The 12,264-nt window shown below is 56.4% G+C and carries 7 protein-coding genes; 4 read left to right on the forward strand and 3 right to left on the reverse strand.

Going from position 1 to position 12,264, the window contains the following annotated elements; all coding sequences use genetic code 11:
• Positions 1–4 precede the first annotated feature (4 nt).
• The 4 genes from AC5LXK_RS27150 (at position 5) to AC5LXK_RS27165 (ending at position 5,233) form a co-directional block, all read left to right on the forward strand.
• Positions 5–1,873: a site-specific integrase gene (locus tag AC5LXK_RS27150; protein ID WP_493391744.1), complete on the forward strand. Its 1,869-nt coding sequence runs from the start codon at positions 5–7 to the stop codon at positions 1,871–1,873.
• A complete protein-coding gene (locus tag AC5LXK_RS27155) occupies positions 1,873–2,301 on the forward strand; it encodes a TetR family transcriptional regulator (RefSeq protein ID WP_493391745.1) in 429 nt (142 codons plus the stop codon). Before AC5LXK_RS27150 ends, AC5LXK_RS27155 begins: the two co-directional genes overlap by 1 nt.
• Positions 2,302–2,825: 524 nt before the next feature.
• Complete coding sequence (locus AC5LXK_RS27160) at positions 2,826–4,370, forward strand: AAA family ATPase (RefSeq protein WP_493391746.1); 1,545 nt, start codon at positions 2,826–2,828, stop codon at positions 4,368–4,370.
• Between the two features lie 2 nt (positions 4,371–4,372).
• Positions 4,373–5,233, forward strand: a complete 861-nt coding sequence (locus AC5LXK_RS27165; RefSeq protein ID WP_175997991.1) for an HNH endonuclease — start codon at positions 4,373–4,375, stop codon at positions 5,231–5,233.
• A gap of 411 nt (positions 5,234–5,644) precedes the next feature.
• Here the strand turns inward: AC5LXK_RS27165 and AC5LXK_RS27170 are convergent, their stop codons facing one another.
• The 3 genes from AC5LXK_RS27170 to AC5LXK_RS27180 all read right to left on the reverse strand — a co-directional run bounded on the left by AC5LXK_RS27170 (position 5,645) and on the right by AC5LXK_RS27180 (position 11,981).
• Positions 5,645–5,779, reverse strand: a complete 135-nt coding sequence (locus AC5LXK_RS27170; RefSeq protein ID WP_493391747.1) for a hypothetical protein — start codon at positions 5,777–5,779, stop codon at positions 5,645–5,647.
• A 125-nt stretch (positions 5,780–5,904) separates the two neighbouring features.
• On the reverse strand, positions 5,905–7,269 hold the full coding sequence (locus tag AC5LXK_RS27175; RefSeq protein WP_493391748.1) for a hypothetical protein: 1,365 nt from the start codon (positions 7,267–7,269) through the stop codon (positions 5,905–5,907).
• Between the two features lie 2 nt (positions 7,270–7,271).
• Positions 7,272–11,981 carry an AAA domain-containing protein gene (locus AC5LXK_RS27180; protein WP_493391749.1) on the reverse strand — a complete coding sequence of 1,570 codons (4,710 nt, stop codon included), beginning with the start codon at positions 11,979–11,981 and terminating at the stop codon, positions 7,272–7,274.
• Positions 11,982–12,264 lie beyond the last annotated feature (283 nt).

Below are 12,264 nucleotides of genomic sequence, written 5' to 3' on the forward strand. Positions count from 1 at the left end.
CTCAATGGAACACATCCACCAGCATCAACCGCTGACAGTTCAAGGTGTGCCCAAGCAAGAGCGCGATGCGCTGATTATTTCAACGCAAGAGGTTTCCGGCTACTGGATTGTTCTCTCTCACTACGGCGACGATCGGTGGCAATTCGCTGGTCAGCCAACGAACAAAATGCCGTCCCAGAAGGTGATCGATTTCGGGGGAATACCGGAGTCTTATCGGGAAACAATGAAGGCCGTTCTCTATCGCTACATGCGCCGGGGCCGCCCAGGGCAGAAGCGCCCGTCTGCTCGCAGCATAGTGAAGCTAGCCGGCGACGCACGTCCTTTCCTAAAACATCTGGAACGCCGCGGTATTGCAAGGCTGGCTGACGTTACGCCGATAGTTTGTTCAGAATACGTAGATACATGCAGACAGCATCGAACAAGCCAGCATAGCCAACCTCTAAAAGCTTCAACGTTAAGGCACCGCTTCGACGTGGTCGAGGCCATATACGAACTCAGCCAATACACCACCGATCAAATGCGCAGCCATCCGTGGCCAGGCACCTCGTCCACGCACCTCGCGGGACTTACCGGCGCAGGGACCGGCCGCCGCGAAGATAAAACACCACTAATCCCCGATGACGTATTCACCGTGCTCTTCCAGAGAGCTTGGTCAATAGTCGAGAAAGGTAATGCACTGCTCGATCTCCGCGATAAAATGGGCTCGGCCGGAGCACTGAGAGCTGATGATGCGACTCCGTCGGATTTCGTGGTTGACAATCGCCTCAAACGCAACGGCTGGTCAACTGGCGTAGGCAGTTTCAGAAAATCACTGCGCGAACTTCGCACTGCTGCTTACATCGTAGTCTCCGCAGTCTCAGGCTGTCGCAATCACGAGCTCGCCTTCATCCAGTCGGGAGCCTGCTATAGCACGCTAGAATCACCAAAAAGTGCGAGCGAGGATGATAGCGAGACTACTTACTGGTGGATGCGTTCTCGGTCAACAAAGACAGATGCGGGTCGTACCGAATGGATGGTTCCTGAGGCTGCGGTCATTGCCCTTCGAATCATGGAGCGCTGGGCTCAGCCATATCAGAACATGATCACAGCAGAAATCTCGGCGCGCCGTGCAATCAATCCTTTCGATCCCGAGATTATTGAGGCCAAGCGACACGAAAATGCAATTTTCTTAGCCATCTCGCCACGCAAGCAGAATCAGGTTCGCACCATGTCAGGAGACGCGTGTGGTATCGCACTGAAGAGCTTCGCGCTGGAGTGCGGTCTGACCTGGGATCTGACAACTCATCAGTTTCGACGTAAGTTCGCGAACTACGCAGCTCGCAGCCAGTTCGGAGATCTACTCTACCTGCGGGAGCACTTCAAGCACTGGTCGCTGGATATGACACTTGGCTATGCACTCAACGAGTCACAAGAGTTGGCACTTTACGTCGATATCCAAGATGAACTTGATGATATTAAAGCTGGCGTAGTTGATACTTGGTTACAACCCGGGGAACCGCTTGCTGGTGGCTATGGAAAAAACCTCGTAGCGTGGCGAGGGAACGAAGCCGTGACCATCTTCAAGAATCACAAACAGATGGTCCGATCACTTGCGAGTAGCACATCTATTCGGAGTAACGGACACGCATGGTGTACAGCCGATGATGATCGCTGCGTCGGAAACGACATGGAGCGTACTCGTTGCGGCAATTGCAATCATTCGGTGATCGGCCGCCGACACAAAAAGCTCTACCAAGGTCTTCACGATCATCTTAAGGAAGTCCTGAGCTGTAACGATATCGGCGAAGCAGGTTTGAACATAGTTCGCCGAGATATGGAACGCTGCCGTGACGTGTTGTCGTCGCTGGGCCACGAAATTCAGAAGGTAACGTAATGGCCGAAACCCGCAAGAGCGGTGAGGCACGCGAAAAGGAATTACGCCTCGCGATCCATCGCATCCAGAGGGGCCGCGCACATACGAAAGTGACAAAGCTGAGTATCGCGGCTGTTGCCCGAGAAGCGGGCGTCAGCCCGGCTCTCATCCACAATCATTATCCAGGCATCGCAGAGACCATCCGGAATGCTCAAGGTCGCGACAGCCGTGCTCAACGCGATGAAAAGCATCAGGAACTTATCGATGAGCGGAACAATCTCGCTTTGCTGCGCAAAGAGATTGCCGCCCTTCGATTCGATATCGCACGCCTTTCATCTATCAATGAAGTGTTGACGTTCGAAAATGCAATACTGAAGTCAAAGCTTGACAACTCCAACGTCATCGAACTTCCGCGAACTCCGACGGATAGGAAGCGCAACGATGCGTAGACCTGGTAGGTCTAGACCTGATCTCTCAATCAGCATCAGATCCGGTCTAAGATTGCTTCGACGTCGGCTCGTCAAGGACCGTGATCGACCCACAACCGCCTTTCGGGCCAGTGCTGGGACTATGGCCGGTAGAAAGCTGGAACGGGCCTTCACTCGGTTTCCACACTGGCAAGTTGCGGCGGTTGCCGACGTTCGTTCACCGCCGCTGGCATCCCGGCTCGCCGTCGCAAACCGGTCGTTCGGCGTGGGCGTTGTTGAGCGGCCGCTACTCGGTTTAACAAGGAGCCGCTTCCTACACGGAGCAGAGTTCCCCGTTTAGCAACCGTGTCTTTCGAGAGTCAACAGCAGCAGTCAGGTGGCAACGACAATTGCAAAGCTGAGAAGATCGACATGCTGCGGTCGCGGCCAACGCGGCGCGCGCTACCGCTCCAGGCCAATTGATGCGGCCACGCCAGCTCGTAATGCGCCGCGCATACCTTGCATCACTGCAGATAGTACAATTCCGAATCTTGTAGGAGACTTGCATGTCGCTGCTTTTCGTTTTGAAAACGCCGCCGCCCGGTACGCAATTCGATAATCTTGTTGTCCTTACTCTTGACAACTGGGACGATTACTCGTTTAAAACGTCCTTCTCTGCCAGGATCTATGATGAAGCCGGAGTCACGCACGACCTTGGTAGCCTGAAAATTGCATTTTTTGGACAGCAGCCCAGTCGCACCTCCGACAGCCTTCGACCTTCGTTTCCAGAACTCCCAGATCAATATTTTTCGCTCGGCCAGGATCCGGAATATTACGAACGCCTGATGAAACTGCCAACGAAGCTTCGAGAGGACTACCTTGGCGCTATTCGAGACGTCGTTTTTGATTCTAAGCGATTTGCAAGGGCTGAACAGGAACCAGTTTTCTCGACGTCCTTGCTTCGGGGCGTTAGTCGTTCTGCTATCGAAGGACAGTTCCGACGGATACTGGCCGGCGGGGCCATGCTTACGGAGTACAGATTCTTCTACACAGCGCCGTTCGGAGACAGCATCGGGCCGATGCAACTCGACTTTGAGGTCGTGCCCAACTCGCTACCCCCGACGAACATTCACATTCTGATCGGTCGCAATGGCGTCGGTAAAACGACGCTGCTCAACTTCATCACCGCTTCGATCGTCGAACGGGGAGCGCATCAGGAAGTCGGTAGCTTTGAAATTTTGGAGCACGAATATCAAGCCCGCGCTGCGATGCCGGAAAACTACTTCAGCAGTGTAACCTCCGTTGCCTTCAGTGCATTTGATTCGTTCCCACCGCCCCCGGACCGTACTGACAGATCGAAAGGAGTCGGCTACTTCTACATCGGTCTAAAGAAGAGGATTAATTCGGCAAATCCGAACGAATTTTCGCTTAAGGCTCCCTCTGAACTTTCGGGAGACTTTGTTGCTAGTCTTCACGCATGTTTTAGTACGGAAACCAAAAGACAGCATTGGCGCAATGCAATTAGCGCCCTTGAGTTCGATGAAAATTTTGCTGAGATGAATCTTTCCCATCTCGCAGAAAGTACTTTGACCAAGGATGAAGTGTCCGATCAAGCGCATAAAACTTTCATTCTCATGAGTTCTGGTCACAAGATTGTGCTTTTGACCATCACAAAGCTGGTTGAAACAGTTGAGGAAAAAAGCCTGATACTACTGGACGAGCCTGAGAGTCATCTGCACCCCCCTCTTTTATCCGCGTTCACCAGAGCACTATCGGAATTACTAATTGCGCGTAACGCAGTGGCACTCGTTGCGACCCACTCCCCGGTTGTTGTACAGGAGGTTCCGAAATCGTGCGTATGGAAGATCAGGCGGTACAGGAATGCAAGTCGCGCAGAGCGCGCTGAGACAGAGACCTTCGGAGAAAATGTTGGCGCGCTGACTCGAGAGATATTTGGTCTTGAAGTCAGCAAATCGGGCTTTCACGACATGCTGGCCAAGGCAGTCGACCGTGGTCAAACATTTGATCAGGTTCTGCTCAGTTATGGGGAGCAAATCGGACTGGAGGGGCAGTCCATCCTGCGGGCCCTGTCCGCGTCGAGGAAAGGCTGAACATGCACGCAATAGCCAAGCCGTTATACGAACCAAACTATGCGTTCAACGCATGTGTTAACGACACCGCTAACGCGGATCTTCAACTAAGGCTGCGTGCGATCGCGCCGGACATGATCGAAGCAGGGCAATACTACGACCGACTGGCGACCGAGGGACGATTGCACCAGATGGCACGTGCCGATCAACCTGATGCTGACCTAGCGTTGGGACTTGTAACCAAGGGCGAACTGCGAAATCTGTATGAGGCACAGATGATCCCGCGTCACAAGACCGCTCGCGAAATCTATGACAACATTCGAGCAGCGGCGCCAGATGGTAAATGTCCGACCTGTGGTTTTGGCCATGTCCACACGGTCGATCATTTTCTTCCCAAATCTGCATTCCCCTGGTTTTCGGTCCTTCCCGAAAATTTGGTGCCCGCTTGCCGTGATTGCAACACGGGCAAGATGGCAGCCGCCGCGAACGACGCACAGAGTTTTCATCCGTACTACGACAGTGTAACTTTGATGCAAGATGAATGGATTGTTGCAGAGGTCGTACGTACGAAGCCCATTCGGGCCGATTATTTTGTCCGCGTGCCTCCGCACTGGAATGAACTGCAGGCTCTTCGAGCCGCCACCCATTTTCGCGACTACAAAATTGGTCAGCGATTTGCCGTAGAGGCGGGTAGCGAACTGAGTTCACTCGTGCATTATTTTTCTAATCCACCGATGACGCCTAACGAAATTAAGGACGTACTAAGTCGGAAACTTCGAGCTGAACGTCAACGTCGTTGTAACTCTTGGAAAATAGCGCTTTTCCAGGCGCTCCACGACTGCGAATGGTTCTGCGCACTCGATTTTGAGGGCTTGAACGCGTGATGTGCGTTGGCGCGCTTCTAGACCGCAGAGGTCTGTTTTCCGCGGCACACCTACGTCCTGCGTTTCGCACTCGGCAACCCCGCCTGGAGAGCCCGCGTGGAAGCGAGCCCATGTGACCAGCTCGCCAGCGTTGTCACTCACGATCCTCGAGCTCATCGCGAACGTGCCCCAGCGGCGACGTCATCGACGCGCGTGATCAGCCGCTCGTCGGGATCGAAGACAAGCTGGAGGCTGTGGGCGTCACATCACGCTCGATGCGGTCCCAACCAGCGCGCGCTGGGTTGTGCGGAACAAACCCGGCCAACGGTCCATTCCACCAAGACCGCGGCAAGCAGGCTGTCAGGTTTGCCGACTGCGCCGGAAGGCTCGCCTTGCTTTTGAGCGCGCAGGCGCAGTCGATCCACAGGGTTATCACGGTTGCTTTACGGCCTGCTCCACCTTGGTCAGCGCAACCTGCGCATTGATATTGGTCGCCTTCGCATTCACGAGAGTCGTGTTTGCATTGAGCGCATCGACGGCGGGGGCGATCGCCGCATTAGCTTTCACGCTTGCCAGCGCGGCCTGCTGTTGCTGGAGCGCGAGTTGCTGCTGGGCCAGCGCCGTTTGTGCGGCTAGACGTGTCGCTTCGAATTGGGCTGCACACGTAGCCGAAAATCAGAATGGCTGGCAGTCTAGCGACTCGGCTGTGGCCATAAGCGGGTCCCCTCGCGAACCAGCTCACCAATGCCGCTCAGCTCTGCAATACGTCGAACCCGAGCTTCGTCGTTGGTTGCATAGCCCATTGGCACACACACCGATTCGCTCAGGGCAACCATCACTGAGACAACAGCAACTCGCTCAGCGATGAGGAGCACCTCAAGCGCTGTTGGCACCTTCTTTGTTGGTGCGCGGACACCCATGTCGAAGACCCGCGTGAACGTCTTTGACAAAGCGTCGGCCACTGAGGCCGGCGAAATCACTACAGACGAGAGCATCCCTCCTTTGGCCCGCGCTCTGATGACTCCCCGCAGTGCTTCGAGGGTCGCCGGCACATCCTCCGTTGCCCCCCACAGCGAGCCACCGGGTCTGAGCCACCAAGTCTGCCAACGATGGTCGCCGCTGAAGTCCAGCGGCGCATCCTCGAGCAGCGAGGTAATGGCTCGTCGGTTGCGTTCGACGTACGGGTAGCCCACCAGCGGAACCGTACCGGCAGGACTGCTGTTCATCTCCAGCTGGAACCAGCTGGCTAAATCGAAGTGCCCCTCGGGCCGGAACCACTGCGACCAGTCTCGGTGGTTGAACATGCGAGCGAACTCGCTGAAGGAAATTTGGCTTGGGCTGACATGATCCAGCTTGCGTAGCTCGACGGACATTGCCTCTGTCAACTGCTTTCCTCGCCCCCTCGAGTCGGTCTCACTCAGATTTAAGTGTGACTCGAGCCTGGGCGCACCCTGCAAAGTCAGCCGTTCGCTACCGCCAATCTGAACAAAGCTGTAGCGGCCAGCGTGCACGTCAAGAATAGAATAAAGGCTCCACTGGTCCGCCTTCTGATCGTTGCGCGCGATGCGCAAGTAGTCCCGGAAGTTGTCGTGGAACGCCGCGCGGGCCTCGGCCTCGTCTATCTGCTGACGCAGCGGAATCGGAATGAGATGCGGGATGTTGCGTAATCCACGGCCGCTCACCATGTTCTTGGTCACCAGATCAAACCAGACGTCAGCGTTCAATGGTTCTGCCACCGTGATGGTCGGTACGTCTTCGGTAGATGTTCGAAACATTTCCGCCGCCGACGGATGCAAGCTGAGGTTGTCGCCATCCACCGTGACCAAGCTACGCGCCTGGAGGTCAGAGACAGCGATGCCCAGATCCCGACCTTCAAAGCCGAAGAAGCGCGCCAATCTGTCCGCGGAGATGGACTTCACCACGAGAAGGGTTCTCAGGATGAACTCATCCACCATTGGCAGCCGTCGCTCCTTCGTCCTCTCGGCTGCGATTACGAACTGACGGCAAGGAAGGTTGAACCCGAACGTGTTCGTTTCGAAAGTGTTGTTCTCATTCATGTTTACGCAACCTCCGATGCCTTGAGGAACGTGGCATGGTCAGGGTTGCTCTTCATGTGCTCAAAGACCCTGCGCATGGGTGACTTCGGATCAACCCTACGCTCCCACATTTCCGCATCTCCAACAACAATGAGTCGTTCTTGGGCACGCGAAACAGCCACGTTGCAGCGGTTTGAAATTCCCACGTGTCCCGGTGACCCTTTCGGATTGCTGCGCACCAGGGAGAGGATGACGATGGCGTTCTCCTTACCCTGATAGGAGTCGACCGTGTCGATACGCACCAGGCGCTTGAACTTCGGATCGAACGGACGGCGCGACCACGCCAGCTCAATCTGACGTTTCTGCCCCGCATACATACAGATGACACCGATTGGCGTCTCATCATCAACCTTCGCTAGCGCCGTGACCAAGGCACTGTCCGCCGCCAGCGTCTCCAACACCGCGATGATTGCGTCGACTTCGCTGCGGTTGTGGATGGTGGTCTCACCCTCCGGGCGATATTCTGAGTTCATATGTTCGTTACTGGCATCGATCCAGACGAGCGGCTTAGACAACCAGGGCACTCCAAAATCGGTCGGCTGCAGCGCCGACTTTCGCGCCGCGGAGGTCACCAGCCGAATACCGCTCTCCTCGTAGAAGCATTCCGAAACCAGATCGCAGATGGCGCTGTCCATCCGGTACTGCTCCGTCAACCGCACGCCGACGGACTGGCCATAGGTCGACGTAAAGGCACGCTCGAAGTCGCTGCGCGCGAGCTCCTCGACCGAGACGTCTGGCTCAACCTCCCTAAGGTCGCTCAGCATTTGTTCGTCCATCATCGGTAGCAGCTGCAGGTGATCACCCACCAGCAGGACGCGCTTGGCCATCTGGATGGGCACCGCTAACTCCCCAGGCGTGCACCGGGCAGCTTCGTCAACGATGACCCAGTCGAACACTTGCGTCTCGATCTTGATACGCGTCTGCCCAACGCCAACGCAAGTCGCCGATACAACGCTGCGCGTTTTGGCCAAGAACTCTTCGAAGTTTCGTCCAGGCGACCCCAGCGAAGCCAGCCAGTCATTGGTGAGCTTCAGCGCACGCTGAGCCGCGCTGGCATCTGCCGGAGAGACGTTTGGATGCTTCAGGTGTAACGCGTTGACCAGGTGGTCGTATGCCTGAAGTGGCGACACGCCGTCCGTTTCTTGCCCTGCCACGGCCTTGAACGCGGCCGTGAAAGCATCCTGGACCCTTGCTCGTTGCACGCGGTTGCGCTCACGATCAACGGCCAACTGCCCTTCGTCGTCATCCAGGGCCTCCTGTACCGTGCTTAAGCGCCGCGCGAGGGTTCCGATTTGCTTGTCCAGGTCAAACAGCTCAGATGCGAACGTTCGGTCCACACCCAGCGCCTTGGTAAGCTGGCCAAACCGGTTCTTGGCGGCGGCATCGAACTTGACCCGGTAGCGTTCTCGCAACTCGGACGTGTGGAAGGGGCGAATGCGGTCGGTGATGCCCTTGGAGCCAATTCGCAGGAGGCTCGGCCGTGTCTCACCACGTCCCTTGTGAAGGCGCAGCAACGACTCGATCGCATTGTTGACAGCCTCATGTGACTGGCTGGCAATAAGGACGCGCTGGCCGCCTCCCTTGGAGATGAGCCAGTGCACGAAGGATGCGATGAACCTCGTCTTGCCGGTGCCAGGCGGGCCCTGAAGCAGGCCAACCGGTCCGGAAGAAAGCAGATGCCGGAACGCGTGCTGCTGCCCAGCATTGAGCCCATAGGCAGCAAGCTGCGCGTCGTCGATACAAAGGTCGAAAGACTTCGGTGGGACGCTCTTGTGCGGATCGAAGTACTCCACCAGGTCGCCGATAACCGAACGGCCGTCCAGGATGCGACGGACAGCCCGCGAGCGCCGTTCCATCGAGGTCTGCTCTCGGCGCTCCGCCAGACGAAGATGATCTCCGTTCGAAATGTTCCCGCGCTCGCACACGATCCCAATGGCACTCGGGAACGAACTCGCAGATAGGTCGACGTACCCAATTTTGCGGTTGCCGACGAAGACGTCGATAGAGTCGTCCTCATCGAAATCGAAATCCCTCCCCAGGTTTTCGTAGGCCAGCACAAGCGCCTGGCCCTTTTGAGCCAGGATCTCGGTAACAGCGATCTCGACGCGAGATTCCTCTTCGATTTCGAGCAGCTTCGTCCAGTGCCAAGTCACCTCGAACTGCGTAGGAGGCGCTGACCGATCCTCCTCGGCAGGAAGGACGGTGAATCGTTCGTGGCTGCATAGGTAGGCGTAGAGCTCATCAAAGCCACCGATATCGCCCTCTTGAACCGCCACCCTAATGGGGAGATCGCTATGTGCCGAGCGGGATTCGCGCTCAAGAGTCGCGAAGAAGGTCTGCCTGAAATAGTACTGTTGCAGCTCGATCCCAGTGCCCTTCAAGACCAACTGAGCCTTTTCGGTCGTGAGGTCGAAGGCCACCGCACCAGACTGCTCAATGCGTCGCCGCACATACAGCTTGTCCGTTTGAGAAAATCCATGCGTTGGGCCCTCAGTCTTTAGGTGGAACTCGATCACTTCGGCCGCAGTCAGCGCCTCCACCGCTTGAGACACCTTGGCCAGCGCATACTGAAGCGATTCGATAACCGGTTTCTTCAGCTCGGCGTCAAGTTCGGACTGAAGTGCCCCGGCGGCACTGCTCGGATCCAGCACCAGCAGCATCTGGACCGCCTTTAAAGCGGCAAAGCGATCGATTGCTGCCTGCGGCAAGAGCTCCCAGTTGTCAGGCAGCATCGACGGCGTTCTTGACGCCCCGTCGCCAACCTGCGAGATATCAAACGGGTCAATCAGGCAGATGGTTCGATCATCGACGTTCACCAGCACATTGGAAGGCGAGATGTCTCCATGTTCGCAACTGCGTTCGTGTAGCGAGGTGACCGTACGCAGAAGATCGGCAGCAAGTTCCAACCCCGTGTTCTCAGGGAGAGACTTGAGCTCCGCCAAAGGCGTTCCCTCGCTTCGTTCATACACCACGAAGGCGCCCAGCGGAGAAAGACCTCTTGCGAGAAATCGTGGGAGTCCCTTGAGCGGGGCGTCGATCAGCTGATCAACGCTCAACAGCAGCTTCAGCAGCGCGCAATCGCTCTGCGTCGAACGGCCGCGCAGCCACGACATCCAGACCTTGACCATAACGGTCGCGGCTCCGTTGATGTGCTCGTAAACCTGCTTCTGGCTCGATGACGAAACGACTGCCGAAAGCGGCCAGCGCACGTACGGGACGTCAATGGTCTCAAACCGGTCCAACAAGCTTTGGTCGAATCCATCAGCTGGCCCAGCCTCGACAACGACCGCAAACGCATCCGTGAGCTCTGCCGCGCTCGCGTATCGCGATAATGGATCGGCTGAGAGTCCTCTTCGCACCCAGTCACCGAGGTTCTTAAGCTCCGGCGGTAGTGCCGCAACGGTTGCCTCGATATCCGAGGTCTTTGGAACCTCGCCGATGAGCACTTGGGTGGCCAGGTAAGCGCAACTGTAGACGTCCCTCTGCCGACCGGTGCTGGGGCAGCCACTGACGTCTTCTGGCAGGAACCCTGCGTAACCCCGCAGGTCTTTCAACCAGTCCATCACCGTTGTCTTGTCTGGCAACTGACAAGACATAAAACCAGTCAGGGCGAGATCGCTGTGCCCGCCCACCCAAATCGCCCGAGGACCGAGGTCCCGATGGGTCACGTTGACCCGGTGAAGCTCAGCGACGATGCCGAGCAAGCTCATGACGATGGTGATGCGATCCAAAACACTCAGTGCATCCGTGTTGCGCACAATGTATTGGTCAAGCGGATACCAGCCTGGCGCAATCTGGCGAACTTCGAAGTGTTCGGTCGACACCTCCTCGTCCGGGGTGGCGACCTCTCGAAGCACGCGCTGACGACTGATAAGTTCACTGCCGACGTCCTGAAGGTAGGCGAACGCATTGGTCTCGCGCATCGCCACGAGCTTGCGCATCTCCGAGCTATTGAGGCCAACCGGCAGATTGTTAAACGACCATGTTCGCACCATTGCCTTCAAGCGCTTCTCTTCACTTCGCTCGGCCAAGTGGTCGCGCCAGACTTGCTTCGGGTGCACGAAAATGTCCTTCTCCGTGACCGTGTAGCCTGCCCAATCCGCCTCAAGCCGTTGGAAGAGTTGTGTGTTGTTGAAGACCCTGTCGAACTCCGCCTCGAGACTACATGCTTTGGTGAGTGACACCTTGCCGCGCTTTACATATAAATGGCGCTTGGTGGGATCCCCGATGGCCATCGCCTCCACGAGCGTCAGGCATCGCACCTGCTCTTGCGGTTGAAGGTTCGCCGCATTGGCAGTGCCCGTGAAGACAACGCGCGAGTCCACATAGAATGCACCGGCTAGCGAACTCTGACCTTGAATAACGGACTTGAGCTTCTTAGCCTTCTCATCGACAAGAACAACAGCAGATCGCTTGCGCGGCGCCCCATTGACGAACCAGCGGTCACCTTTGTAGGTCAGCTTGCCGTTCCAGTCCTTGATCTCAAGAAGGAGGATAAGGTCGTCCATGACCACAACTGCATCAATCTCCATTGGAGATTGATTGCGCGGGAAGCAATTAAGGGAGACGTAAAGCAGCCAGTTTGGCGGAAATGCCTTAGATAATGCATCAATACCCTTGATCTCGCGAGGCATGATGCCAGCGCTATTCAGATATCTGACCTTGCAGGCCATTGCTGTTCCCCGAATTAATGTTCGCTCGATCGACGAACTATTCATAATGTTTATACACGCTGCTCATGGTGAGCGAGGGTTCTCCTCTAAGAAGAGGCGCCAGCATGCCACTAACTCTCGTCAATGGTTTCCAACGTCAGCAAAGCACTCACCAACGCATGACCGCACGTAGCATGCAGCCATTTTGCCTTACAGAAAGGCTGAAGCGGATCAAGCACCAGCACTCGGGAAACACCAAAATTGCCCAAACGCGAGCGACCGAAGAGCAAGGTGCCCCGGCCAC

The sequence above is a fragment of the Burkholderia pulmonis genome, assembly GCF_984667975.1.

Excerpts from the sequence above, each read along its gene's own strand:
- AC5LXK_RS27150 (WP_493391744.1), top strand. The coding sequence starts at position 5 with ATGGAACACATCCACCAGCATCAACCGCTGACAGTTCAAGGTGTGCCC.
- AC5LXK_RS27155 (WP_493391745.1), top strand. The coding sequence starts at position 1,873 with ATGGCCGAAACCCGCAAGAGCGGTGAGGCACGCGAAAAGGAATTACGC.
- AC5LXK_RS27160 (WP_493391746.1), top strand. The coding sequence starts at position 2,826 with ATGTCGCTGCTTTTCGTTTTGAAAACGCCGCCGCCCGGTACGCAATTC.
- AC5LXK_RS27165 (WP_175997991.1), top strand. The coding sequence starts at position 4,373 with ATGCACGCAATAGCCAAGCCGTTATACGAACCAAACTATGCGTTCAAC.
- AC5LXK_RS27175 (WP_493391748.1), bottom strand. The coding sequence starts at position 7,269 with ATGAATGAGAACAACACTTTCGAAACGAACACGTTCGGGTTCAACCTT.
- AC5LXK_RS27180 (WP_493391749.1), bottom strand. The coding sequence starts at position 11,981 with ATGGCCTGCAAGGTCAGATATCTGAATAGCGCTGGCATCATGCCTCGC.